The sequence below is a fragment of the Brevibacterium antiquum CNRZ 918 genome, assembly GCF_900169145.1.
Taxonomy (GTDB): domain Bacteria; phylum Actinomycetota; class Actinomycetes; order Actinomycetales; family Brevibacteriaceae; genus Brevibacterium; species Brevibacterium koreense.
The window spans coordinates 113541-138612 of record NZ_FXZD01000006.1 but is presented as its reverse complement, the minus strand read 5'-3'; the positions used below and the strand labels follow the sequence as shown (position 1 = coordinate 138612).

21 protein-coding genes, 1 tRNA gene and 1 pseudogene are annotated in these 25072 nt (G+C 63.1%); 9 read left to right on the top strand and 14 right to left on the bottom strand.

From position 1 onward, the window contains the following. Positions 1-146 precede the first annotated feature (146 nt). Positions 147-287 (top strand): annotated as a pseudogene (locus BANT918_RS18100) (FmdB family zinc ribbon protein); the annotation flags it as partial. A 14-nt stretch (positions 288-301) separates the two neighbouring features. Here BANT918_RS18100 and BANT918_RS18095 read toward each other — a convergent pair. After that, a complete protein-coding gene (locus BANT918_RS18095; RefSeq protein WP_418904417.1) occupies positions 302-484 on the bottom strand; it encodes a hypothetical protein in 183 nt (60 codons plus the stop codon). A 256-nt stretch (positions 485-740) separates the two neighbouring features. Here BANT918_RS18095 and BANT918_RS10145 point away from each other — a divergent pair, with 256 nt between their 5' ends. Both BANT918_RS10145 and mscL read left to right on the top strand, forming a co-directional pair. Next, positions 741-1370 (top strand): SAF domain-containing protein, encoded by a 630-nt coding sequence (locus BANT918_RS10145; RefSeq protein ID WP_101620126.1) that lies wholly within the window; start codon positions 741-743, stop codon positions 1368-1370. 205 nt (positions 1371-1575) lie between these two features. Beyond that, on the top strand, positions 1576-2052 hold the full coding sequence (mscL, locus tag BANT918_RS10140; RefSeq protein ID WP_101620125.1) for a large conductance mechanosensitive channel protein MscL: 477 nt from the start codon (positions 1576-1578) through the stop codon (positions 2050-2052). 148 nt (positions 2053-2200) lie between these two features. Here mscL and BANT918_RS10135 read toward each other — a convergent pair whose 3' ends face one another. After that, positions 2201-2440, bottom strand: coding sequence for a hypothetical protein (locus BANT918_RS10135; RefSeq protein WP_101620124.1), 240 nt, complete (start codon positions 2438-2440; stop codon positions 2201-2203). Then, positions 2433-7352: a DUF4011 domain-containing protein gene (locus tag BANT918_RS10130; RefSeq protein WP_101620123.1), complete on the bottom strand. Its 4920-nt coding sequence runs from the start codon at positions 7350-7352 to the stop codon at positions 2433-2435. Before BANT918_RS10130 ends, BANT918_RS10135 begins: the two co-directional genes overlap by 8 nt. Positions 7353-7459: 107 nt before the next feature. Between BANT918_RS10130 and BANT918_RS10125 the strand changes: the two genes are divergently transcribed. Beyond that, positions 7460-7532, top strand: a tRNA-Arg gene (locus BANT918_RS10125). A 133-nt stretch (positions 7533-7665) separates the two neighbouring features. On the opposite strand, the gene BANT918_RS10120 is transcribed toward BANT918_RS10125, so the two are convergent. The 5 genes from BANT918_RS10120 to pdxH form a co-directional block, all read right to left on the bottom strand. Beyond that, positions 7666-8730 (bottom strand): universal stress protein, encoded by a 1065-nt coding sequence (locus BANT918_RS10120; protein WP_101620122.1) that lies wholly within the window; start codon positions 8728-8730, stop codon positions 7666-7668. Between the two features lie 142 nt (positions 8731-8872). Next, positions 8873-9373, bottom strand: a complete 501-nt coding sequence (locus BANT918_RS10115) for an HNH endonuclease (RefSeq protein WP_101620121.1) — start codon at positions 9371-9373, stop codon at positions 8873-8875. A gap of 475 nt (positions 9374-9848) precedes the next feature. Further along, positions 9849-10700: a C40 family peptidase gene (locus BANT918_RS10110; RefSeq protein ID WP_101620120.1), complete on the bottom strand. Its 852-nt coding sequence runs from the start codon at positions 10698-10700 to the stop codon at positions 9849-9851. Positions 10701-11114: 414 nt separating this feature from the next. After that, entirely contained in the window at positions 11115-11801 is a 687-nt protein-coding gene (locus BANT918_RS10105; protein ID WP_101620119.1) for a metal-dependent transcriptional regulator, read from the bottom strand. 317 nt (positions 11802-12118) lie between these two features. Beyond that, the gene (gene pdxH, locus BANT918_RS10100) at positions 12119-12790 is read right to left on the bottom strand and encodes a pyridoxamine 5'-phosphate oxidase (RefSeq protein ID WP_101620118.1); all 672 of its coding nucleotides are present in this window, start codon (positions 12788-12790) and stop codon (positions 12119-12121) included. A gap of 174 nt (positions 12791-12964) precedes the next feature. On the opposite strand from pdxH, the gene serC reads away from it, so the two are divergent. Then, entirely contained in the window at positions 12965-14122 is a 1158-nt protein-coding gene (gene serC, locus BANT918_RS10095) for a phosphoserine transaminase (RefSeq protein WP_101620233.1), read from the top strand. A gap of 201 nt (positions 14123-14323) precedes the next feature. On the opposite strand, the gene BANT918_RS10090 is transcribed toward serC, so the two are convergent. From BANT918_RS10090 to BANT918_RS10070, 5 genes are all read right to left on the bottom strand, one after another. After that, positions 14324-14821 (bottom strand): DUF456 domain-containing protein, encoded by a 498-nt coding sequence (locus BANT918_RS10090; protein WP_101620117.1) that lies wholly within the window; start codon positions 14819-14821, stop codon positions 14324-14326. Positions 14822-14914: 93 nt separating this feature from the next. Continuing rightward, the gene (locus BANT918_RS10085; RefSeq protein ID WP_101620116.1) at positions 14915-16174 is read right to left on the bottom strand and encodes an MFS transporter; all 1260 of its coding nucleotides are present in this window, start codon (positions 16172-16174) and stop codon (positions 14915-14917) included. An 8-nt stretch (positions 16175-16182) separates the two neighbouring features. Then, positions 16183-17097 (bottom strand): DUF3027 domain-containing protein, encoded by a 915-nt coding sequence (locus BANT918_RS10080; RefSeq protein WP_101620115.1) that lies wholly within the window; start codon positions 17095-17097, stop codon positions 16183-16185. Continuing rightward, entirely contained in the window at positions 17097-17477 is a 381-nt protein-coding gene (locus tag BANT918_RS10075) for a cold-shock protein (RefSeq protein WP_101620232.1), read from the bottom strand. Before BANT918_RS10075 ends, BANT918_RS10080 begins: the two co-directional genes overlap by 1 nt. 432 nt (positions 17478-17909) lie before the next feature. After that, positions 17910-18140, bottom strand: a complete 231-nt coding sequence (locus BANT918_RS10070) for a hypothetical protein (protein ID WP_101620114.1) — start codon at positions 18138-18140, stop codon at positions 17910-17912. A 72-nt stretch (positions 18141-18212) separates the two neighbouring features. Here BANT918_RS10070 and BANT918_RS10065 point away from each other — a divergent pair, with 72 nt between their 5' ends. Together BANT918_RS10065 and BANT918_RS10060 are read left to right on the top strand one after the other, a co-directional pair. Next, entirely contained in the window at positions 18213-20300 is a 2088-nt protein-coding gene (locus BANT918_RS10065) for a helicase-associated domain-containing protein (protein ID WP_233429367.1), read from the top strand. A 58-nt stretch (positions 20301-20358) separates the two neighbouring features. After that, on the top strand, positions 20359-21993 hold the full coding sequence (locus BANT918_RS10060; RefSeq protein ID WP_101620112.1) for a DNA repair helicase XPB: 1635 nt from the start codon (positions 20359-20361) through the stop codon (positions 21991-21993). Between the two features lie 138 nt (positions 21994-22131). On the opposite strand, the gene BANT918_RS10055 is transcribed toward BANT918_RS10060, so the two are convergent. After that, a complete protein-coding gene (locus BANT918_RS10055; protein WP_233430433.1) occupies positions 22132-23091 on the bottom strand; it encodes an EamA family transporter in 960 nt (319 codons plus the stop codon). A gap of 327 nt (positions 23092-23418) precedes the next feature. Here BANT918_RS10055 and BANT918_RS10050 point away from each other — a divergent pair, with 327 nt between their 5' ends. Together BANT918_RS10050 and BANT918_RS10045 are read left to right on the top strand one after the other, a co-directional pair. Next, positions 23419-24006 carry a CGNR zinc finger domain-containing protein gene (locus BANT918_RS10050; protein ID WP_101620230.1) on the top strand — a complete coding sequence of 196 codons (588 nt, stop codon included), beginning with the start codon at positions 23419-23421 and terminating at the stop codon, positions 24004-24006. Between the two features lie 288 nt (positions 24007-24294). Further along, positions 24295-25050: a response regulator transcription factor gene (locus tag BANT918_RS10045; protein WP_101620111.1), complete on the top strand. Its 756-nt coding sequence runs from the start codon at positions 24295-24297 to the stop codon at positions 25048-25050. Positions 25051-25072: the final 22 nt, after the last annotated feature.

The following is a 25072-nucleotide window of genomic DNA, read 5'->3' as shown; positions in this document are numbered from 1 at the left end:
TCGCCGATGCTCGATTGTGGGCCGCAGGAACCCACTCGCGCGCGAGACCCTGTGGACAAGACACGGCCGTTTGAACCGCTCACCCCAAGCGTTACTCGCGGCCAAGCGCAGTGGACTATAATCTTCTCGTCGAAGAAAGGTCTCGAATGCCCGTTTACTCCTACGCCTGCAAGAGCTGTGGTCATGCTTTTGATATCCACCAAGACTTCAGCGATGACTCGCTCACGGTCTGCCCCGAATGCCAGGGACGCCTGAAAAAGGTCTTCGGCACTGTGGGAATCAGTTTCAAGGGTTCCGGCTTCTACGCCACCGACTCTCGCGCGAGCAATTCGAGCACAGTCTCCTCTTCCGCAAACGCCGACTCCTCGAGTTCGTCTGGTTCGTCGAACTCATCCAGCTCGTCAAAGGAATCGTCGAGCTCTTCGGATTCGTCTTCATCGACATCGAGCTCACCGGCCAAGAGCACCCCGGCAGCCAGCAGCACCCCAGCCAGCTGACTCCGTCGGCATCGTGCCGACACCTTGACCGGCTCTCGATGCAACGTATGTGCCCGCCGGCTTCACGACAGTGCTTGTGCCTGCAGCACGACATCGCTTGTGCCCAGACTCGTTATCGACTCGCACTGCAGCTGTGGATTGACCGCTCACTCATGGGCGATTGGCCTGTGGACACATGACGACTGTCCACAGGCATAGTCTGCTCACTTGCCCCGAGCATCTGCGCACAACCAGGCTCGGGGCATGGGAATCATGCGCCGCATCAGAGCCAGAGCGTCAACCTGGTCGAAGTCCTCACGGGTCAAACCACAGCGGATCGCCGCGGCTGTCTGCTTCGCATGTGCATGTGCACTCGTGGTCTGGATCCTCACCCCGGACCAGGGCGGAACGTCCATCGTCGTGGCCAACAGGAATCTGCCGCCAGGAACTGAACTTCGATCTCAGGACCTGACAGTTGTCGAATTTCCGACGCAGCTCGTCCCGGACAAGGCTTTCACTTCAATCTCAGACGCCGATCACCAGCGAACCTCGGCTGGATTGTCTCGGGGTTCGCCGCTGACGCAGTCGACGGTTCTCGACCAGCAGGCGCTGCCGGAAGGCAGCACAGATCTCCTCATGCCAGTGCGCCTAGCCGACGATGCTTCGGCAGCACTCCTGCAGCCAGGACAGCGAATCCGCCTGTTCAGCTCACTCCCGGATGGGGGCTCGGATGTCGTCGTGAAGGAAGTGACAATAGCCCGACTGGTCGACAAAGGCGACGGCATTTCCGCTGAAACAGGGCAGCTTGTCTCGGTGATATTGTCCTCGGATGATGCCGAAAGGATCGCAGAATTCGCCGGGATGCCAATCAGCTTCGCCATCCTTCCGCGCTGATTCAACGCTGAACCGCTGCCGAGACCCGTATGACCACCGGCCGCCCTCACTGCCCCGTTTCGCCCCTGACTAACCAAGTCTTTTCGCGGCAGATAGCTCGCATGTCTTCGACGCAAAGTCGAGTTGCCTGTGTGTATCATATAGTCGTAATAGAAGTGTTTCACACCGTATTGATGTTGACATATGCGCCGAAAGGGTGCCTCTAATGCTTAAAGGCTTCAGAGACTTCATTCTCCAAGGAAATGTTGTCGAACTCGCAACCGCGGTGATCATCGGCGGCGCCTTCACTGGAATCGTGACGGCCTTCTCCGATAAGATCATCAGTCCGCTGATCGCTGCCGTCGGTGGCGCGGACGGGCCTGCGCTGTCCTTCCAGATCAAGGAGAACGTCCCAGAGACGACCATTGACCTGGGCGCTGTGATCACTGCTGCGATCAACTTCCTGATCGTCGCCGCCATCGTCTACTTCATCATCATCGTCCCGATGAACAAGCTCAACGAGCTGCGCAAGCGCGGAGCTCCGGAGGAAGAAGTTCCTCCGACCACCGAGGATCTGCTCGGCGACATCCGCGAAATCCTTCGCACCCAGGCGGCCACCACCGTCGGTGGTCCTGCCGAAGGTCCTGCCAGCACCGCCGGCCCGTTTGACGATACCGAACCGACGACGCCCCCGCGCCACTGATTGGTGCCAGGGCAACGATGGCTCGTTTCCCTCTTGGGGAGACGGGCCATCGTCATGGTCAGGCTCAATCGGTCGTGCTCGGGTTCAGTTGGTCTCGTTCAGACTCAGTTGCTTCTCACCCCTCAAAGAGGGAAGACGTCGGGCCAGGTCACCAGTGCGGGGGCTTCTGTGCCCGGTAGTAGTCGGCGCTGAAGCCCGGGTTGCCGGTCTCGGCCTCATTGCGCAGCGTGGCACGATACTTCCGCACTGCCGCCTCGAGTCGCGCCTTCTTCTGCTGGCTGGTCTCCTGCTCCTCTTCAGGTGCACGTTCAGTGCAGTGATCGGCAGGTTCCGCGGCGTGTGCATGCTCGTCCTCAGGCGATTGTGCCCCGAGGGTTTCATCACTCATCTCGTTGCAAGCCATCCGTGCGCGGCTCGACATCGGCTGCACTCGGACGTTCCTCCTCAGCACCAGCATCACTGGCAGCAGTCTCCTGCACACCACTGATGGACTCGGAGAATCCACGAGGATTCTCCTGTGTGCTGCCGGGTACAACCTGCGCGTCGGGGCTCGACACCTGCTCATTGCTCGCGGTCTCGATCAGACCCGCCTGACGCAGCTCGTCGGCCCTGATCTTCCCAGTGTCGAAGGTGGGAACGACCTCGTCCTCCATGGGACTGTGCTGATGTGATTGGGGAACCAGCACCTCGGCGCCGGTGACTCGTTTGGCTTGTGCATGCCGCTGACGGTAGCGATCCACGGCCGCCTGCAGCTGGGAGTCTCCGCGACCGGAGTTGCCTTTCTGAGCCAGAGCCGTGCGCAGCAGATCCTTGATCTCACCGTCACCACGGACGACGGCATCGGACTGGACCCAGTCGATCATTGCGTCAAGGCCAGAGTCCGAGTACTTGTGCATGGGCAGACCCGGCACCAGTTTGGGCCGGCTGCCGGTCCGGCCCACGACGACCGAGGCGGCACGAGCCGCGTTGAGGACAGCCTGCGGGCTCATCTTCTCGACCGTGGACTTCCACGCCTCGAAGATCTTCTCGGACTCCGATTGCGGATCGACGAAGGCATCGGTGGACCACATGCGCATGAACTTCCACCCGCGACGGGCCAACTGTTCGGGCACGACGCGGTCGCGCTGGCGCAGGCTGCGGACGGAGGCGTATTCCGGTCCGTCTCCGGCGACGGCGATGATCATTCCGTGCTCGTCCTCGGTCGAATTCGCCACCGCCAGATCGATCCCGTTGTAATGTTCATGAGCGACCACGCCGAGCTGCAGCAGACGATCGGCGATGTCGTTGAACAGCGGATCGTAGATCTCGCCGTGCGGCCCGGGCTGTCTGACGCCACCGGCGGCCACTTCGTCGAGCAGTCGTGGGAGCAGAACAGCTCCCCCGGTGAGTCTGTTCTTATCGAAGTCATCCGATTCGATGCTTGAGACCACGGTGAGGCGTTTGCGCGCCCGGGTCATCGTGGCCGCAAGGATCCGCTCCCCATCGGGACCGGACAGCGCGCCGAAGTCGTGGATGACGCGACCGTGGACGGTCCGCCCGTAGCCGAAGGTGAAGATCACTGCATCGCGGGACATTCCCTGGACTCGTTCGGCATCGGTGACCACGAAGGGTTCCTTGCTCGAATCGCTGAAGAATGCCGCAACATAGGGCAGATCCTTCATGGCCCGAGAGATCGCGGTGGCAACGCGCTGTGCGTGATGCGCGGTCAGTGCGACGACGGCCAATGACTCACGCGAACGGTTCCGGGCGTGTTTGAGCACGAGCTCGACGACCCGCTTGACCTCGGCGTCAGGGCTCTCGACACGACCGGTGCCGATGTCCGTCGGGCCCCTGCCGTCTGCGACGTAGGAGAACTCGAGGCCGGTGCCCTCACCGGTGTGCGCGGTCGGCATCGTTGTGATCGTGGAATCGTAGAAGTGTCGGTTCGCCAAATCGATGAGCCCCACCGGCGACTGACGGTAGGAGTTCGACAGTTCCATTCGCGGCAGGAACTCGCCGAGGCGCTCTTGCACTGAGCTCGGATGATTCCCATCGTCCATTCCCCAGCGCTCAACCGCGATCGAGAAGGGACGTGGTCCCAGCAGTCTGGAATCGCCCAGTGAGATGACCTGCCGGGCCCGGGTGATGGCGGGCACCACGTCGGGGACCGAAAGGCGGCCGGCATCGGCGATGACCACTGCGTCGAAGAGCGGCAGTGCGGAGAAGAGCTCGGGAACTGAGTACGGGCTGGCCATCCACACCGGTGCGAGAGTCGTCAGCAGTTCGGGAGCCCGTGTCGACATGGTCTGCACAGAGGTGTGCGGGGAGAGCATTTCCTGTTTGATGACTCCGGCGGAGATCGGGTCGTTGTCGATTCCCCGTTTCCACGCCTGAGCATGGTTGTACCGCAGGCGGCCCGCACCTGCTGCGACGAAGGCACGGTCGTTCTCGCGGAAGCCTTCAGCCACCTGGTGCAGTGCGGCACCATCGTGACGGCCCACCTGCGGATCCTCGCTGGCCATCCTCTGCAGAACGGACGCCCAGTAGGCCAGATCGAACTCTTGTCCGACGAGCGTGGTGTCGACTTTGCGACGGCGCAGGTCAGTGAGCAGATCGGACAGGCCCTCGTCCGTCAGCTCGCGCTGAATTCGGGATCGTTCCGGAAGTTCGGCGAGGTTCTCCGAGTCACGGCCCATGGCTTCGGTTCGTGCCTGCAGCTCTTCGATGAGCATTGAACTCAGGTCGCCACCATCGGGGGTGGTCTCCAGAATGGGAGCGATCTTGGCAATGTCGGCCTCAACGTCCTGCAGGATCTCATCGGCTTCGACGACGCCGCGAGGGATCTGCGGGCGACCGTCATGACCGGCGAGGTCTTGGAGCACGATGCGCTGGGACCGGACATCGATCAGCGCCGAATGCAGGTCGCTGACATCGGCGCCGGGGCGCAGGAACTCGTTCGCAGACTTCTTTTGGCGCTTGCGCTGGAGCAGGCCCATCTCAACGCCGACCTCGGAACGGTATTCTGCGGTTCCGGTCGCGGCGATGAGATCGTCGAGTCGGTGATCGTAGATGTCGGGGGCGAAGTTGTCGAGGGTCGTGCGCACCCGCAGCAGCACCTTGATCGCACGTGACCAGTCAGCGAGGTTGCGGCGGGGGTTCAGTTTGGCTTTGGACAGAACTGGTTCGACGGCCTTGACCAGGTCAGGGATGGTCCGGCCGAGACGCTCGGCGACGGTTCGTGCGGCTTCGGCTTCTTCGACTGATTTCAGGTCCGCGCCGAACCAGACGGTGTCCTCGACATCGAGGGTGAAGGCACCCAATGTTGCCAGCTCGCTGAGCTTTCCGCGCAGAGCGTTGCGACGGTCATCGCTGGCGCCGAGGAGATCTTCACCGAATCGGACAGGAGTCTGCGGAGAATTCTCGCCGGAGGTCAGTTCTGCCAGGTGCTGCATCGTCTCGTAGACGGACACGTCCCAGGGCTCACGCCGACGATGCAGTGAGGAGACATGTTCGTTCAGTGTCTCGCGCTGTTCGTTGAGTTCGTTGAGCAGCCCGCTCAGGTCGGGGCGTTCGGCCTTCTCTGCTGATCCGATGAGGCCGACGAGCTGGTCCCGGATCGCGCCGGTGCCCTGGCGGGTGTCCACCGCAAATTCTGAGAGTCCGACCTCGCCGAGGCGGGAGGAGAAATCGTCGAGCGCGTCCGCGGTCTGGGCCAGGAAGAGAACGCTTTTTCCTGTGTGGGCAAGTGTTGTGGCCACCGCGACTGCGACCTGGGTGGCACCGGTCCCGGGTGGGGTGTCAACGACGACGGAGCGCCCGGAGACTGCGGCGTCGACGACGGCCTGCTGGTCACCGTCGACATCGATGACAAGGAATTCTTCCTGGGGTTTGCGATCAGGGAGAGGTGTGACGGGTTCCTTGAGTGCGGCCGGAACGACATCATCATCGTCGGATTCGGCAGCGTCCGGACCAGCAGAGCTGTTCGTGCCCGCCCCGGATTCTGTGTTCTGGCCGTACGCGGTCTCTGATGCTGCGGCCTCTGACGCTTCGGTCGTTGACGCTGCGGCGTCTGATTCTTCACTGGCAGCAGCACCCGTCGTCGCTTCTGCTTTGCCAGCAGCGGCCGTCGTCGCTGAGCCTGATGTCTTCGACTCAGTTGACTTCGGGTCCGTCGACTTCGGGTCAGTCGACTTCGGGTCAGTTGCGGCAGTCTCATCGGTGTCCCGATCCGACTGTGCGCTCTCATCGCCCCCAGTGCCACCCGCTGCGGAGTCCTCCTCTGCGATGCTCTCAGCTGCGGTGTCGGCAGCTGCAGATGTCTTGTCCGCATCGGTCGAAGGGGCCTCTGCGGACGTGGAGTCGACCGAGGAGGCCTGGGCCGATGCGGTGGAGGCTGAAGCGGATTCCGCTGAGCCTTCGGCCAGGTCCTTAGCCGCCTCGGGCAGGGTGCCGTCAGTGATCGGTACCGTCGGTTGAGAGAAGTCGTCGTCGCCAGCGGCTGCGCCTGGGTCAGGGGTGTGCTGTTTGTCGGCATCCGACGCGATGTCCTGACGCGCTTCCTGCTGCGGAGTCGGAACGTAGGACGGGCCGCCGAGCGCGCCTCGCACGTCTTCGTCGCCGGCGAGTGCGCGAAGGATCGGGTGCTGTGTGGGCAGATAGTCCGTGGTGAACGGGTTCGCGATGTTCGCGAACGTCGACACTACGAAACGATGGTTGATGCGCAGCCCGGGCACTGGCTGCGCGAGATCGCGGAGGCGGTCGAGGGCCGGCCCCGGGTCGAAGCCGTGTGGGCCTCCCGTGGCGTCGACCCATTCGTCGACGGGAACGTCGAGGTCGTAGACCTCGGCCAGGTGCTGGACCAGTGCGGGGTTGATCATGATCCGGTCGCCCAGCACGATCTCGAAGTCCTCGACGCGGGAGCCGCGGGGAACGAGCGTGACATGGCGCATCACAACAGGGGCGTTGAACTTGTACTTTGAGTCTTTTTCCGTCCACGAAGCGAAGCCGATCGCCAGGTGCGCCGTCTGAATTCCGCGTTCATTGTCGAGCTGTTCGGCTTTCGACCGGATCGACTTTGCTCGGCGGCGTGCGTCAGCGAGGACCTCGTGGTCACGAACCAGGCTGGAGAGTCGGGTGGCCCGACCGGCCAGAAGCTGAGCTAGACCAGACGGGTGGGCTCCGGAGAGATCGATGCTGCCATCACGCGAATCCCGGAAATGGAGCATGGTGTCGCGACCGCCCAGCTGGGCGGCCTGCTGTTTCCACTCGGCATAGACATCGTCGAGTTCTGGGAACTGATCGTCAACAACGGAATCTGGCACAATTCGACCCTAACGAGAAATTTCACTGAATAGTTGCTGGCACACCGTGAAACATCCAGGTTTCTTCTACGCTACACTGGGTGGTCGTGGTTGAAGAAGACCACATCGCCCCCGTAGCTCAGGGGATAGAGCACCGCTCTCCTAAAGCGGGTGCCGGCAGTTCGAATCTGCCCGGGGGCGCAGAAGCAGTCACACGTCAGTTTGATCTCGTGCTCACCTATGCGATGCCGGATCCCGCCTGCATCGGCTCGTGGCCGTGCAGGCGGGATCCAGTTGGAATCATCGAATGATCACAGTTCCTTCGCCACGGCCTTCACAGCCCCGGCTCAGGAGCCTCTCCCTCGTGTCGACGCTTGTTGTGGTCGCGGGCGACACGCACGACCATGGTCGGGCACTGCGAGTACGGCAGCACTGACTGCGAGGTCGAACCAAGGAGCAGTCCGGCGAAGCCTCCACGACCGCGAGAGCCGATGACCAGCACCTCGGCGGTGTCAGAGGCACGAACGAGCACCTCGGCAGGCTGGCCGTCGAACAGGGTCCAGGTGACATCGAGGTTCGGGTACTCGGCCTGCAGGTGCTGTTTGGCCACGACGAGTTTATCGGCGCCCTCATTGACCAGCCGTTCGAGGTCCGCGGTGCTCGGCAGCCATTCCGGCCCGATGACGGTCGTGGTGATGACGGCAACGATGTGCAGCGGTGATCCCCGGCGCACGGCCAGCCGAGCGGCCTTCCACAGTGCCGGGGACTCGGCACCGAGGGAGTCGACGCCGACGACAACTTTGCCGTCGAAGCGCAATCCCTCGATGGCCTCAACATTCGGATCGGGCTCGTCGACGACGATGCCGTCCTGGCGAATGGGCCGTGAGGAGGTGGGGTGCGCGGTCTTCTCCACGTCGGACTGCCACGAGGCCGGAACGACGACGGTCGGGCAGGCGGAGTGGGCTGGCAGGGCGCTGGAAACGGTACCGAGCAGGCGCCCGGCGAATCCGCCTCGACCGCGGGAGCCGACAACGGCCAGGCTTCCCGACTTCGATTCGTCGATGAGGACACCGGCTGCGTCACCGATTTCGATGACGGCTTCGACTGGCACACCAGCAGCCTTGACCTCGGCCGCGGCTTCCTTGAGTGTATTCGTTACTGCCGCACGGATCGACGTGTCATCGATCGGAACGTAGGAGACGTCGATCGCGGCCGCAGCCACGCTGGGGATCGTGTAGGCGCCGACCAGACGGATCGACTTGCCCAGAGATCTGGCTTCCTGGACTGCCCACGCCAGTGCATTGCGACTGGGCGGTGAACCGTCGATGCCTACGATAACGGCGTCGGGTTCCCCTGCGGGTGATGTATCGGCGTTCCGGGTTCGGTCCTGCTCACTCATCGCAAGCTCCTCATCTTGAAGCGAAATTCTCTCGTGTCCACCCTAAGTCAGAATCGATCGCCGGCCTGAGCCTATGTCACATCGTTATCCGAAGTGGGCCACAGTCTGGACACCACGACAGGGAGTAGGAGCGGTGTCCGTTTCAGGCTGCTCTGGACAGCTCCAGAAACGGACGCCACTGCTCGACCGGTTTGTCGATCCCGCGCATCCAGAATTGACCGGTCCGCGGCTCCTGAGGTTGAACACTGAGCGTCCACCCGATCTCGGCCAGGGTCCTGTTGCCCTTGCGGTTGTTGCACTCACGGCAGCAGGCGACGAGGTTCTCCCAACTGTTGAGTCCCCCGCGCGAGCGCGGAATGACATGATCGACCGTCGTCGCAGGTTTCGCACAATAGGCACACCGATGGTTGTCCCGGCGCAGCACGCCGCGCCGGGAGAGGGAGACCCTGCGGTCATGTGGCGGCCGCACATAGCGTGTGAGCAGAATGACCGATGGTTGGTCGAGGTTCAGGTGTTCGGATCTCACCGGAATATCCTCGGCGGCCAGGACGGTCGCCTTTCCCGTGAGCACCAGGACGACGGCCCTGGTGAACGGAACGATCGACAGTGGTTCGTACCCGGCATTCAGCACGAGAGTCTTCATATCCCGCCCCTCATCTTCGTGTGAGTGTGACCCCGTCCGTTCGACACGGGCCTAGGAAACGCAAAAGGCGCCGTGCCGCAGCACAACGCCTTGAAAGTAGGGACAGACACAGATATGTGCTCCGCGCCAGAAGCTGGAGCGGCTATTCGCACTATCCGACTGCGGCCCATCTGATTTCCCATCACTTACGCCAACTCAATCCTAATAAGAGTAACGCCGACTCTCGCCTGTGACCGAATTCATATCGCTCGCGTCACGGATTCTTTCATTGCCGTTCACCGTGCGGCGAGGTCAGCATCGCTTCCTGCCCACCCGCAGCGGGATTGCGAGCCAAGCAGTACCGAGTCACCAGCCCGATCTGCTGTGGTGGGCATTTCAAACAGGAGGAGTGCGCCTAAGGCAATCGGATACACAAAAACTCCCCGTCTGACTCGAGGACCGTCGAGCCAGGCGGGGAGTTTCCGTGTGAACTGGATCAGAGAACGCGGATGAAGGTGACGTTGCCCATCCAGCTGTAGCTGCGCTTCGAGGTGCCTGAACCTGGGGAGCCGGCATCGTACATCTGTCCGCCACCGGCGTAGATGCCGACGTGGCCGGGGTGCCAGATGAGGTCACCGGGCTTGGCTTCCGACTGGGAGACGACCGTGCCGGAGGCTTTCTGTGCTCCCGAGCTGCGAGGCAGGTTGACGCCGACCTTGCTGTAGACCCAGGAGGTGTAACCGGAGCAGTCCCAGCCGCCCTGCGAGGTTCCACCGTAGACGTATGGGGTGCCGACGCCCTTGGCAGCCCAGCCGATGACCTGCTGAGCCTTGGAGCCGTCGATCGAACCGGCATTGTCAGACCCGGAGTCTTTGCTCTCGCTCTTGTCTGACTTGTCCTTGTCGCCGGAATCTGAGGAACCGGCGGTTGCGGAATCGGAGGAACCGGCGGAGTCGCCTGAAGTGTCTTCGGCGGTCTCGACGGGTTCTGGCTTGGGTGCAGGCTTCGGAGCAGCTTTGGCGGTGACGGTCTGAACGTCGGCGTTGAAGGAGGCGTCCTGCTTCTTGTCCTTGTCCTTGGATTCGTCGCCAGCAGTGACGGTCGCCGTCTGGTTCTCGAACTCAACCTGTGTCTGAGCCTCTGACTCGGCGGAGACTGCGACGTTGTCGTCGGCTCCCTGTCCTGCTGCCGGAAGAACGGCTGCGGTGAGCAGACCACCGCTGGCAGCAACAACGGCTGCACGGCGTCCGAAGACGGCGGAGTTGGCATTCAGGATTTCGGTCAGTTCGGTCAATGGGGTCTTGACCTTGGCTTCAGCGGCGCGGCGGCCATGCTGCTTAGTTGCCACATTTTCCTCTCGTCACCTATTGGAAGAATCCCAACCGCCACTTCCGGTCCTTGAAGATTTCACATCGAGCGTGGCGTGCGGCTCTCGGTGCAAAGTCGTCACTTTCGTGAACGACCTCCACAACTGTAACCAATCAGTGACCGATTGTCACGTTTCTGTCACGAACCGTGGGGACCATCCCGGAGGTTTCCCATAAACATGCAGGTCAGGGACCCTATATAGATCGAAATATTCGTAACATTTGCTCGTTATACAACACGGTCCAGGGGGTGATCTACCACTCCCTGGACCGTGTTCAATGCCAATTTGTAACAAATCGATGCTGGTCGAGACCATCGGTCGTGACCGAACTGTCTTGCCAGCGATTCTGCCGACGAGGCGTACTTCTCGACGAGGCGCACCTCTTGACGAGGCTTACTTCTTGTAGGCGAATACGTGCGAGGCTGTGTCCAGCGGCAGATCGAGCACGTCCTGCGCACCGGGGACCTGGACCGTGATGTACTCACCGTTGCGTGAGATCTCGACATCGCTCTCGGGTAGGACACCGGCGACCTGGAACTGCTGCAGCAGATGGATGTCGACCTGCAGAGGTTCTGCCAACCACGCGATCCGCAGCTCCTTCGCCCCGTCGCGAGCCACAGCGGTCGCCAGATCGACGACTTCGGTGCCTGGCGTCAGTTTTCCACCGATCACGTCAAGGCCAGGGATCGGGTTGCCGTACGGGCCCGAAGCAGTCTCGGGAAGCAGCGCGACGAGTTTGCGTTCGACCTGCTCGCTCATCACGTGTTCCCACCGGCAGGCTTCGTCGTGGACGAGTTCCCACTCCAGTCCGACGACATCGGCGAGGAGTCGTTCGGCCAGCCGGTGCTTGCGCATCACTTCGGTGGCGATCCGACGCCCCTCGGCTGTCAGCTCCAGATGACGGTCGTTGCTCACGTGCAGCAGTCCGTCACGCTCCATCCGCGCCACGGTCTGTGAAACGGTGGGACCGGAGTGATCCAAACGTTCAGCGATCCGAGCGCGCAACGGCACGATCGACTGCTCCTCAAGCTCGATGATCGACTTGAGGTACATCTCAGTTGTATCAATGAGGTCGTTCACTTCAGACCAGCCACTCCACTCTTCGTCTTCAGGCCCATTCGACCGTTTCAGGCGTTCTCAGCATCAATCCTATCCCGCGTACAGCCAATCACGTGCGTTCAACCAGCGCTGACGTCTACCCCCTGGGCGCCGTGAAGAGTTCCCACGCGCCACATCCGGGTTCGTGGGCGCCACAGATCAACCCATTTCGCCCTGAGCATCGGCTCATGTACCCCGACTCCCGCAGTCGGTGCATTGACCATGACCCTGCCTGCCCCGCGTAACGCTTGAAGTGAGACGAATATTTCGCCGCGTCCTGAACTCGGACGAGCCCGCATTCAGGGGTAGAGACGAACCGGGTTCCACGCGGCTGCCTGCGACAGATCCGCGGGCTCGTGACTGCCATCGGCACGACGGAACTCCCATCGGTCATGGAATCGGTTCTTCTGTCCCTGCCAGAACTCGATCTCGAAGACGCGGACCCGGAATCCGCCCCAATGTTCGGGTCGGGGCACATCCTTGTCCGCGTACTCTGCCCGGGCGGCGTCGTATTCTGTCTGCATCTGCTCCCGCCCACTGACGGGCTGGGACTGCTTCGACACGCTGGCCGCGATCTGGGATCCATGGGGGCGGACGGCGAAGTACGCGTCCGAGTCCTCGGGGGCAACCACCTCGGCGAGGCCCCTGATCCTGATCTGACGTTCCATGTCCTGCCAGGGAAAGTTCACGGCCACTCGAGGATCGGCACGCAGCTGACGACCCTTGGCGGAGTCGAAGTCGGTGAAGAACATGAACCCGGTCTCGTCAATGCCCTTGAGCAGGACGATCCGCGAGGACGGACCCCATTCGTCGAGGGTTGAGACCGTCATCGCGTTCGGTTCGCGGACGTGGGCCGCGGCTTCGTCGTACCACTGTCGAAACAGCGCGAGCGGCGAGACCTCGGGACGGTCGAAGGTCGGGGATTCGTAGGACTTCCGGGTCTGCGGCAATCGGTCGACTGGCTCACTCATACCCTCACTCTACGGCGAGCCGGTGACACGCGGCACCGCATGACTGGCCGAGGCATCACTGGTGCGAGGAATCATCCGCGTGGCTGGTGGACACGACTCGATCCGACCCTGACATGTCTCTACATGACGATGCCGGTCATCGAGTACAGGTGGGTGCGCCGTAGAATGTCGAGCGTGACTGCCACGAAGATAGCGATCCCAGACGAACTCCTACCCGCCGACGGACGATTCGGAGCCGGTCCGGCCCGCATCCGCAGAGCCCAGATCGAGGCGCTGAACTCCGCCGCCACCGATGTGCTGGGCACCAGCCACCGCCAAGCACCCGTGAAGAAGCTGGTCGCTCGCATCCGCACCGGCCTGGCCGAACTCTTCAACCTGCCCTCCGGCTACGAGGTGGTCCTAGGCAACGGCGGATCCACCGTCTTCTGGGACGTCGCCGCCTTCGGGCTCGTGCGTGAACGGGCCGCACACGCAACCTTCGGTGAATTCGGTCAGAAGTTCGCGAAGGCCACCGATGAGGCCCCACACCTGCAGGATTCCCTGATCCTCACGGCCGAACCCGGCACCTCCGCCATCCCCTCCCCCGCATCCTTCGCCGAGGCGACCGGAAACTCTGATGGCGCACCCGATGTCTATGCCTGGCCGCACAACGAAACCTCAACCGGCGTCGCCACCACGATCGCCCGTCCCGAAGGCATCGACGATGACGCGCTCGTCGTCATCGATGCCACATCCGGTGCCGGTGGTCTGCCTGTCGACATCACCGCGACCGACGTCTACTACTTCGCACCGCAGAAGAACATGGGCTCCGACGGCGGCCTGTGGGTGGCGATCATGTCTCCGAAGGCCATTGCTCGCGCCCAGGAGATCAAGGATTCCGGACGCTGGATCCCCGCGTCCTTGGATCTTGTGACCGCGATCGAGAACTCCCGCAAGGACCAGACCTACAACACTCCTGCCGTGACGACCTTGGTCCTCCTGGCCGAGCAGATCGAATGGATCAACGGCAACGGCGGCCTCGAGTGGGCCACCGCCCGCACTCGTGAGACCTCCGGTTTAGTCTACGACTGGGCCGATGCCACCGAGGTGGCTCATCCCTTCGTCGAGAACCCTGATGACCGCTCGTCGGTCGTGACCACCATCGACTTCGACGATTCGGTCGATGCGGCCCTCGTCGCGTCTGTGCTGCGCAACAACGGCATCGTCGACGTTGAGCCCTACCGCAAGCTGGGCCGCAACCAACTGCGCATCGCAACGTTCGTCTCCGTCGATCCCGACGACGTCAAAGCGCTGCTGGCAAGCATCGACTTCGTCATCGACGCCCTGGCCTGAAGCCTCCTCAGCAATTCGAGCACCCCGCACCGTCAGTGCCGAAACCACCCTCTGCAGGGGTTGTCTTCGGAACGGACGGTGCGGGGTGCACTACTGTCTGTAGGCGAAGCGGCCGACAGGAGGACGTGCGAGTGCCGGTGCGTTGTGCTGCGCGCGTGATGCGGCCCTCAGCACTCGCGTGTCCTCAACGCTCGCGTGCCCTCAGCCGAGGAAGTGGATGAGAGTTCCGATGCCGAAGGTGATCGCCGCCAGCAGGGCGAGCAGGAACTCGATGGCGGCGCCGAGGCCGATCGCCTTGAGTGATCCCCAGCTGGAGTCCCAGGCTTCCTTGGCTTCGTGCAGCCGCATGTGTTCGGCGAGGTAGAGGCCGACGATGAAGCCGATCGGCAGGCCGATGACGGGAATCACGAAGAACCCGATGATGCCGAGGCCACCGGCCAACAGCACAGACTTGTTGGGGACTTCCATCGCCTTGAGCTTTCTGCCCGTGAGCACCAGGGAGGCGCTCATGCCACCCGTGACGAAGACGGCGACGATAGAGAATACGATCCAGGCCAGCGGCCCGCCGATGATGATCGCCCACACCAGCACGGCCGCCGCGATGAGGATGGATCCAGGCAGCACGGGCAAGATGATGCCGAGACAGCCGATGAGGATCGCCAGTCCGACCAGCACCGAGGTGAGAATGTCCGCGTTCACTGTCTGTCCGATCTGTTGCTCATGGGTCTATTGATCTTAGGCGACCAGATTCCGCGCCGCGCTCAGGATGGCAGACGACTGCCGGCCCGGTTCTCAGGGCCGACCGTGATAGCTCAGGTGGAGGCGGATGCGAGATCTGGGGTCATAGCTCAAGCGCAGGTTCTTCGACACGACCATCCACACCAGACCGACACCGAAGGCGATGATGCCCGAGGCGGCTCCGACGCCCATCGCCATCCGCGGTCCGTACATATCGGCGACCCACCCTGCCAGCGGGGCACCGATGGGAGTCCCGCCCAGGACGACGGCCGCGTAGATCGCCATGACCCGACCGCGATAGTGTGCAGGAGTCGTCGTCTGCACATAGGCATTGGCCGAGGTCATCATCGTCAGCGACGCGAAGCCGACCAGCATCAGCGAGGCCGCGAAGACATAGTAGTTGGGTATCAGAGATGCTGTTCCCACTGCGAGGCCGAATCCGCCTGCCGCGCCGAAGATGAAACGCAGCCTCGGCTTCTCCCGCTTCGCCGAAATCAGCGCCCCGGTGACTGAGCCGATAGCCATGACGGAGTTGAGCAGACCGAAGCCGCTGGCGTCCTGGCCGAACTCGATCTTGGCCATGGTGGCGGTGTAGATGTTGAAGTTGAATCCGAAGGTCGCGACGATGAACAGGACGAGCAGCACGATCGCCACATCGGGACGTCGTCGCAGGTACTTGAATCCGCCCAGGATCCCGCCCGTACCCCGGCGCCCCGACGGGTGCAGCCGGGTCTGATCCAAACGGATGAGCACCGTCAGGGTCGCAGCGAACCCGAGCCCGCTGATCAGGAACACCGGTCCGGCGCCGATGAGTGCGGTGAGGACTCCGGCGACGGCGGGACCGATCATGCGCGCACCGTTGAATGATGCGGAGTTGAGGCTGACCGCGTTGGGAAGCAGTTTCTCACCGACCAGCTCAGAGACGAAGGCCTGCCGCGAAGGGTTGTCGAGGGTGGCTAGGATACCCAAGGCCAACGCAGTCATGTAGACGTGCCAGAGGACGATGACGTCGGTGATGACGAGCACGAACAGGAGCAGCCCCACGGCCCCCAACAGTGTCTGGGTGACCATGAGAAGTCTGCGCTTGGAGAACTTGTCGGCGATCGCTCCCGCGAAGGGGAACATGATGAGCTGTGGGCCCATCTGCAGCGCCATGGTGATGCCCAGCGCCGAAGCATTGTTGTTCGTCAGGTAAGTGAGGACGATCCAGTCCTGGGCCGTCCTCTGCATCCACGTTCCGGTGTTCGAGATCAGGGCACCGGCGAACCAATGTCGGTAGTTCGGTTCAGCCAGTGACCGGAACGTGTGCGCCATCGACTGGGTCAGCCCTCCTGGAACTCGAGTTCGCCGGCGGAGTAGTCGTCAACGACGGCCTCGGCAGGGTCAGTGCTCTGCCGGCTGACGTCGGTCTCCGAGTGGGCTCCGCAGCCGAAGTCGAGTGCGACGACCTTGCCGTCGGCCGGAGACCAGCCGTTCGCGCAGACCCCGAACTTCTGCCGCAGCGATCCGGCCAGCGGCATGAGGTATCCGCAGCTGGAGCAGTGGGCCGATGCCTTCGCCGCGAAATCCGATTCTGCACCGGTCTCCGATTCCGCCCACCTAGTGGCCGCCGAAGAGATGCCTTCGGGAGAGAGCACCCGGCGGCGGCCGAGCCCGAACTCAAAATTCGGGATCTCGTCGAGGTTGCCATCCGAGGTCTCTTCGACCTGTTCGAAGCCCTGCTGCAGGTTCGGATCGTCCTCGACCTTGGGCAGAGTGTCGCGGGGAGTCAGATCGCCGGGTTCAACACGCTGATCCCAGGGGACCCATTCCGGTGCGACGAGCGAATCGGGGCCGGGCAGCAGTGCCGTCTCGCAGACCGTGACCTTCTTCGCCCGAGGAGCACGGGCGAGGACTGCGACCCAACGCCACCCGCGGTAGGTCGGATCGGTGCACGCGAAGTAGTGGGTGACCAGGCGGGTGCCCTCAGCCAGAGTGCCCAAGTGGTCACCGATCACGGAACTGCCGGCAACCTCGGCGATGGCTGAACGCGCGGTGTCAATGGCTGCGGCCAGCTGTGCGTCGAGGACGACCTTCTCGGAGTTCGCCCGCGAAGCCTTGGCCGGCTTCACCGGCGCCGCCGTCTCAGCCTGGGCCTCGACCGGAGTCACAGCAGCCGACGCCGCCTCTGCGGGCGCAGGGTCATTCGTCGGCTCGGCACTCTGGCCGGCCAACCATTCACTGAAGAGTGATGACATCAGGACTCCAAATCGTCGGCAATTGCCCGCAGCAATGAGGCTACCTTGTTCCCGTGGGACGAGTCGGGGTAGCGGCCGTGCTGCAGTCCGTTGTTGAGGTCATCGAGTACTTTGATGACATCTTCAACCATAACTGCCATGTCTTCGGCCGGACGTCTGCGAACCTTCGCAATCTTGGCCGGGGCGGAGAGCAGCCTGGCCTTGAGGACCTGGGCTCCGCGACGGGAATCGACCACGTCGTAATCGAGGCGTGTGCCCTTGGTGACTTCAGCGTCCTCGGGCAGGACTGAGGAGTGGAGGAAGGCCTGAGAGCCGTCCTCGGCGATGACGAAGCCGAAGCCCTTATCGACGTCGAACCATTTCACGCGTCCGGTTGGCATGGTGTCCTTTCCTGGTGATGCTCGTAGTTGGTGATGCTGATAACTGGTGATGCTCGTATTTGATGATGCTCGTAGTCGGTGATGCTCGGTGGTGCGGTGTTCGACATGCTCGGTGGTGCATGGATCAGCGACCATCGTTTCGGTCACCGACGCTTTCGTCTGGCTGCATTGACGCGGTCCGGGATCCGATCCGAGGTTCGATTCGGCTGTGTGCTCGTGTGCCTTCTCAGCGGCCGGGCTGCAGCCGGAACGGTGCGCCGTCCACATCATGGCCGCTCGAATCGCCCTGAGTGCCGACGTTGGCTGTGGCCGGCCTCGGCGCGACGCTGTCTTGGTGAGTGTGTGCCCGATGCTGACTTCGCGACCATACCGCGGCGAGACGATCGCCTCGGTGGAAGTGCGTGTGCCGATGACAGCGACCGTGGCCGACTTTCAGCTCTGGCCCACCTCAGTCTGTCTGCGTCTCAGTGCTGCCCTGACCAGGGCCAGCGCGACCAAGGCGAATGCGATCGGGAGGAGGATCATCGGCAGGTATGTCAGCAGGTGCGAGGGGGCGTAGCCCATCCAGGCCTGGCTCAGTACGCCGATCAGCGCCACTGCACCGACAAGGGCGGCGGCAACGGCTACGACGACGATGGTGGTGTCGACACGCTGGGCTGACAATGCTCGTCCTTTCCGAGATCTCCAAAGCTCTTCTGCCCATCTATTGTAACCCTCGCGCTAAACTGAACAGCGATGTCAATGACCTTCAGCCAATGGCTGTCCCACAGTTCCGATACCGACTTCGAGTCCCTCGTCCGGACCCGTCGCGATCTCCTCCAACCCGAGTCCCCGACGATCCCTTCGCTGGCCGCGGCTGCTTCCTCGCGAATCGGCGTCTCCAGGGGCATCGAAGCACTGACCTCAGCCCAGCTCGACGTCTTCATCGACCTGGCCAAGTCCGCGCGCACCTCGGCGGACATCAACGTGGGTGAGAATCGTCATATCGACGACACCCGCGCCGAGGTGGTCCTCCCCCGACTGCGCGACCTGGGTCTGGCCTGGCCCTCGTCTGAAACCACCTGGCGGATCCAGTCGGAGGCCATCACACTGCTGCCCACCTCGGCGGCCGAATCCGCCCGGGCACATCCGTGGCAGGCGGCGTCCGAGCTCGACTCCAGTATCGAGGCGATCCCGACGACACTCATCCACAACAGCGAACGAGCCGCCGTGGCAGAGGTGATCTCCTCCCTGCGTGGACTCGTCGATGAGCTGGCGAGCTCACCGATCTCCCGTCTGACCAGCGGCGGCATCTCCAAGCGAGACGTCACCCGGATCGGGAAGACCATCGACCTGGGGCTCGAACAGACGATCACCCTGCTGCTGGCAGCGAAGTCGCTGCGCCTCATCGGCGTGCTCGACGACCCATTGGATCCTCAGTGGACGGCCAGCGACGACGCAGCCGATGTCCTCGAAGGCGACAGGGCGCAGCTGTGGGCGGCATTGATGACCTCCTGGCTGCGCGAACCCCTCGACGTCACCCAGCTGGCGGCAGGGGCGAGTGCCAACGAACGCCTCACCGTCCTCACATCTCCGAAGAAGTCCCTGTTCAAGGGGTTCAGTCAGTCGCAGCCGACGATGCCTCTGCTGCGCTTCACTATCCTGGAGATTCTGCACGACATCGGACACGGATCCTCACGCTCCGCCGAATGGATTCACGCGCAGGTCCTTGCCACCCGCCCCCTCATCCCGGCACACGACTTCGCGATGACCGAAGCGATCCTGCACACCGCCGGTGCTTTCGGCCTGGCGACGACCCCCCTGCAGAATTCCGAACACTTCGGGCCCAGCAGGTTCGGTGTCCTCCTCGCCAAGGGACTGCGGTCTGCGATGAGCGCCCAGGCCGCCCACGATCCGTCGATCGCACCGGTGAACTTCAGCCTAGAAAGCCTCGAGGTGCCCACCGATGTCGTCGACGCGGTCCGGCTCGGACTCGTCGATGAGGTCGAGACCGTGCTCATCCAATCCGACCTCACGGCGGTGGCGACCGGACCCATCGAGCCCAGAGTCCATCACATCCTGCGCAGGTTCGCCGTCGTCGAGGCGCGCGGGCAGGGCACCGTGTACCGCATCGATGCCACCACGATCGAAGCGAGCATGCAGGCCGGCATCAACGCCGAGGACGCCTTGGCCCAGCTCGCTGAGATCAGCGCCGAGGCCCTGCCTTCGACGCTGAACTTCCTCGTGCAGAACACGGCCTCGAAGCTGCGTCGCGTGCAGGTTGCCGGTGCCCGCGCCGTCCTCGTCGTCGACGATCCCGTCGACCTCGACGTCATCCTCTCCGACCAGGCCATGCTGCCGGCCGGTCTCGAACGTCTGGCACCGACTGTGGCGGTCGGTCAGCTGGGCCCCGAACGCACCATGCACCTGCTCGAGTCCGCCGAGCACCACGCCATGCTTCACTCACCGTCTGGGCCGGTGCGCAAACGCAAGGTCATCACTCAGGCCGAGCCGGAGGTGCACCTGCGCAAGCGCGCACGGGTCGACGATGCCCACCTCGACGACTACATCCGCATCCTCCGCTCCCCCGGAGCCCGCGCGGCCCCAGCCACGAGCACGGACGAGCCGTTGGGACACATGGATCGACTCCGGGAAGCCGCCGGGGCGGGCCAGCAGGTCACGATCACGCTCGCCGACTCGCACGGGAAGGAACGCCTCATCGACATGCTCCCTGCCACCGTCAATGGTGGGCGCGTGCGCGGCAAGGTCAAGACCACCGGCGCCGAGGCGTCCCTGTCGATCGCGCGCATCGTCAGCGTCGATGTGGTGGAGGAACAATCCTGAGGACACAGACGTTGTCCCCTTCGAAGTCACCTCGGCGTGGAAAGAAGCGGGAACACACATGAACGGTCCGTTGATCGTGCAGTCCGATCGGACTGTGCTGTTGGAATCTGGGCACCCCTTGGCCGTCGAGGCGGCCGTGGCGATCGCGCCGTTCGCGCAGCTTTCGCGAACGCCGGAGTACATCCACACGTACACGATCACCCCCTTGGGGCTGTGGAATGCCCGGGCCAGCGGACATGACGCGGAGTCCGTCGTCGATGTCCTCCTCGAGTTCGCGAAGTATCCTGTGCCCCACGAACTGCTCGTCGACATCGTCGACATCATGGACCGCTTCGGAGTCCTCACCCTCGTCGACAATCCGATTCACGGACTGACCCTGACCTCCTCGGACACCGATCTGCTCGCCTCGCTCATCAGCCAGCCGGACCTTGTGGGCAAGTTCGGCAAATCCCTCGACGCCGAATCCGTCCTCGTCCACCCTTCGGAGCGCGGTGAGCTCAAACATGCGCTGCTGCAACTGGGTCACCCTGTCTCCGACCATGCCGGCTATGTCGACGGAGAGGCCCACGAGATCGCTCTGTCCGATGATGCCCATGGCGGACAGTGGCATCTGCGCGACTATCAGAAGGAAGCGATCGACCACTCTCTGAGCGGAGAGTCCGGCGTCGTTGTTCTGCCCTGCGGTGCGGGCAAGACCATCGTCGGGGTGGCCACGATGTCGCGGGTGCAGACGACGACGCTGATCCTCGTGACGAACTCCGTTGCAGCCCGACAGTGGAAGGACGAAATTCTTGCCCGCACCTCGCTGACCGAAGACGAGGTCGGTGAGTACTCAGGATCGATGAAGGAGATCCGACCGATCACCATCGCCACCTATCAGGTGCTGACTACGCGCCGCAAGGGCTCCTACCTGCACTTGGAACTCCTCGATGCGAAGGATTGGGGGCTTGTCATCTACGACGAGGTCCACCTCCTGCCGGCGCCGATCTTCCGCCTGACCGCGAGCCTGCAGGCCCGGCGGCGGCTCGGACTCACGGCCACCTTGGTCCGCGAGGACGGGCGCGAGGACGAAGTGTTCTCCCTCATCGGGCCCAAGCAGTACGAGGTGCCGTGGAAGGAACTCGAACGCATGGGCTACATCGCCACTGCGTCCTGCCACGAAATCCGGGTCCGCCTCGACGGCGGAACCCGCACAGCCTATGCCCGCGCTGACGGTGAGGACCGGTACCGACTCGCGGCCACCTCGGATGCGAAGCTGCCGATCGTGCGGCAGCTCGTCGCCGACCACCCCACTGCACAGATCCTCGTCATCGGGCAGTACCTCGATCAGCTCGAGGAGATCGGTGCCGGCCTCAACGCTCCTGTGCTGACCGGGCAGACCCCGGAATCGCAGCGCCAGGAGCTGTTCCGTGACTTCCGCTCGGGTCAGATCCGCGTACTTGTGGTGTCGAAGGTCGCGAACTTCTCCGTCGATCTGCCAGCCGCTTCGGTGGCGATCCAGGTCTCGGGCGCCTTCGGCTCCCGGCAAGAGGAGGCCCAGCGTCTGGGTCGGATCCTGCGGCCGAAGGAGGACTCCGGCTCCGCGACGTTCTACACGGTCGTTGCCGCAGACACCGTCGACGAGCATTTCGCTGCCCAGCGCCGCCGCTTCCTCACCGAGCAGGGCTACAGCTACGACATCGAGGTGCGCTGACCGCTGCTCGACGGCGCCTAGCCGCGGGAATTCAGTCGGGCAGCCTTTTCGGGCGCTGGGCAACCTCGCTCAAGGTTGCTCAGCCTGGCAAGGGGAGCACCCGAGGGGCTGCCCAAGCCGTCAGTGGTTCCGAGTGTCTCAGACCTCGGCAAGCTCCTCGGCTCTGACGACGACCTCGCGGGAGGCGACCCGGCGGGCCAGACGCGCCTCGCCCCATTTGATGAAGCCGACGCCGCCGAGGATGAACACACCACCGAAGAGCTGGATGGGTGCCGGCATCTCGAACAGCACGAGCCAGGCCACGATGACGGAGAACGGGACCTCGACGAGGTTGACGAAGGAGCCGACCGTCGCCCCGATGTAGCGCAGACCGAGAATGCCCGTGATGTAGGCACCGACGGTGAAGACGACGATCATCGCCATGGGCAGAATCCACGAGACCTGGTACCCGCCGAAGTCGACGTCGGCGGCGACAGCGCCGGAAGGCATGACTCCCGTCAGCACGATGAGCGACATCGCCAAGGCCCCGACCCCCATGCCCAGCCCGGTCAGTGCGACCGGTGGGACATTGATGGAGTCCTTCGCGGAGACCAGGAAGTAGCTGGCCAGACAGACGGCAGCGGCGAGTGCCATGACGACACCGAAGATGCTGATGTCGGAATTGCGGAGGTTGAGGATGAGCACGAGCCCGATCATCGAGACCACCACACCGATGAAGGTCACCGTGGCCGGCCGAGTCCGAGTGCGTGCCCAGATCCAGAACACGATGAGCATCGGCGCCGTCATCTCGAGCAGCAGTGCCACCGCCACTGTGAGGTGTTCGACGGCAACGAAGTAGAAGCCCTGCACGCCAGCCATCGACACCAGCCCGTAGGTGAGCACGGTCTTCCAGTTCCGACGCACCTCGTCCCAGCGCCCGCGCAGAGCGATCAAGCTGGGGATGAGCAGCAGAACGGCCGAGCCCGCGAGGCGGATGAGTACGACGGATCCGGGGGTCCACCCGACCTCATACATCGTCTTCGCGATTGGTCCGGAGACGGCGAAGAAAAATGCGGAGGCAAGAGTCAGCAGAAACCCCATGATGACGGTGCGATTCATTCTTGACCTCCTGAGACGTGTGCGGATGCGGCGGTGGCCCGTGCCCTCGCCGAGGTGGTTGCGGTGTGTGGGTGTGAGCCACAGACCTGTGGATGTTTCGATCTGGCCGCGGTACTCGTTGCGTCTGAGCGGTGCGCGGTGCACGTTGCGTCTGTGCGGTGCTCAGTGCGCCTGTGTGGTGCTCAGTGCGCCTGTGTGGTGCGATTCGGCCCGAGACGCAGCCGAAGCCTCGCACGCGAAATGACAACTTCAGTCAGTATTTCCCACCGTCAGAAATGAGTCAAATGCGTTTTGCCCCTTACGTGATGTGGCAGAATGTCACCCACCATGACTTTTGCCTATGACATTCGCTCGAATCTCAACATGCTCGTGGACCTCCTCAATACCTCCGGCACCATCGCTGAGGCGGGAGATGAGCTGACGACGACCGCCGGACTCCACGGATTTGCTGCCCGGCACGACTTCTCTGGTCCCCTGGAGGCCACGAAGCCCGATGTCGAATCGACCCGTGAATTGCGCGAACGCTTCGCCATCGCACTCAACGCCAGCGTCGACGCCCAGACCGAGAACGAGGCCGAAGCGAGGGAAGAAGGAGTCGTAAAAGAGGTGAATATCACACTGCGCGAGGCCGGCGCACTGCCGCAGCTGGTCAAGCACGGAGACTGGGACTGGCACCTGCACGCTGTGGGACAGGGCGCCAGCCTTGCCGATCGCGTCGCGGCCGACGTCGCACTTGTCCTCATCGATCTCATCCGCAGCGGGGACCTCGACAGGCTCGGACGCTGTGTGGCCGAGGACTGTGACGCCTACCTGGCCGACTTCAGCCGCAACCGCTCGAAGCGCTTCTGCGATACCGGCAATTGCGCGAACCGCACACACGTGGCCGCGTTCCGCGCGCGCCAGGCCGACTCCTGACTCTCGGACCGGCTACCCGCCCGAACCGAGCGCAGCGCAGAGCGGCGCAGAGCGGCGCAGAGCGGCGCACACCTCAGGAATCGCAGGACCATCTCTCGACAGACAAGCTACCTGCGAGCAAGCTGTGTGAGAGCGCAAATATCCCTCAAATTGTTAGGTGATTCCTGAGAGCCAATGCGGCCCTTCACCGCTCACAGGACTTTCCTGAGAGTTTTTCAGTGATGTAGATCACAATCGCATTCAGGTAACTATCACCTAACTATCAGAGTCGAGCTTCAGACTGGATGCATGACTACAGCACACGATACCGACATCGAAGCCACACTCCTCGTTGTCGATGATGAGCCCAATATCCGCGAACTCCTCTCGACCAGCCTGCGCTTCGCGGGCTTCGACGTGGTCTCGGCCGCCAATGGCGCCGAAGCGCTTCGTCTGGCCGAGCAGACTGCCCCAGACCTCCTCGTCCTCGACGTCATGCTGCCGGACATGGACGGCTTCACCGTCACGCGTCGCCTCCGCCAGATCGGCATGAACGCTCCGGTCGTGTTCCTCACCGCCCGCGATGACACCTCGGACAAGATCACCGGCCTCACCGTCGGCGGCGATGACTACGTGACGAAGCCCTTCAGCCTCGAAGAGGTCGTCGCCCGCATCCGCGCCGTGCTGCGTCGGACCCGCAGTCTCGAAGACGAAGAGAACGCCGTCATCATGGCCGGCGATCTCGAACTCGATGACGACACCCACGAGGTGCGCCGTTCGGGCATCCTCATCGACCTCTCCCCCACCGAGTTCAAGCTGCTGCGCTACCTCATGCTCAACACGAACCGGGTGCTCTCGAAGTCGCAGATCCTCGACCATGTCTGGGAATACGACTTCGGCGGCGACACCGGAATCGTGGAATCCTACATCTCCTACCTACGCCGCAAGATCGATATCACGCCGGAGGCAGACGCCTCCGGACACCCCATCGAGATGGAGTGGACGCCGATGATTCAGACCAAGCGCGGAGTGGGTTACATGCTGCGCACACCGGAATCCAAGTAGTCGGACAAGCTCAGGCGCTAGA

Bases quoted from the DNA above. Each gene is read 5' to 3' on its own strand.
- BANT918_RS10115 (WP_101620121.1), bottom strand. From the start codon at position 9,373: ATGAAGACTCTCGTGCTGAATGCCGGGTACGAACCACTGTCGATCGTT.
- BANT918_RS10045 (WP_101620111.1), top strand. From the start codon at position 24,295: ATGACTACAGCACACGATACCGACATCGAAGCCACACTCCTCGTTGTC.
- BANT918_RS10055 (WP_233430433.1), bottom strand. From the start codon at position 23,091: ATGAATCGCACCGTCATCATGGGGTTTCTGCTGACTCTTGCCTCCGCA.
- BANT918_RS10050 (WP_101620230.1), top strand. From the start codon at position 23,419: ATGACTTTTGCCTATGACATTCGCTCGAATCTCAACATGCTCGTGGAC.
- mscL (WP_101620125.1), top strand. From the start codon at position 1,576: ATGCTTAAAGGCTTCAGAGACTTCATTCTCCAAGGAAATGTTGTCGAA.
- BANT918_RS10145 (WP_101620126.1), top strand. From the start codon at position 741: ATGGGAATCATGCGCCGCATCAGAGCCAGAGCGTCAACCTGGTCGAAG.
- BANT918_RS10060 (WP_101620112.1), top strand. From the start codon at position 20,359: ATGAACGGTCCGTTGATCGTGCAGTCCGATCGGACTGTGCTGTTGGAA.
- BANT918_RS10065 (WP_233429367.1), top strand. From the start codon at position 18,213: ATGTCAATGACCTTCAGCCAATGGCTGTCCCACAGTTCCGATACCGAC.
- BANT918_RS10135 (WP_101620124.1), bottom strand. From the start codon at position 2,440: ATGAGTGATGAAACCCTCGGGGCACAATCGCCTGAGGACGAGCATGCA.
- BANT918_RS10085 (WP_101620116.1), bottom strand. From the start codon at position 16,174: ATGGCGCACACGTTCCGGTCACTGGCTGAACCGAACTACCGACATTGG.
- BANT918_RS10120 (WP_101620122.1), bottom strand. From the start codon at position 8,730: ATGAGTGAGCAGGACCGAACCCGGAACGCCGATACATCACCCGCAGGG.
- pdxH (WP_101620118.1), bottom strand. From the start codon at position 12,790: ATGAGTGAGCCAGTCGACCGATTGCCGCAGACCCGGAAGTCCTACGAA.
- BANT918_RS10080 (WP_101620115.1), bottom strand. From the start codon at position 17,097: ATGTCATCACTCTTCAGTGAATGGTTGGCCGGCCAGAGTGCCGAGCCG.
- BANT918_RS10075 (WP_101620232.1), bottom strand. From the start codon at position 17,477: ATGCCAACCGGACGCGTGAAATGGTTCGACGTCGATAAGGGCTTCGGC.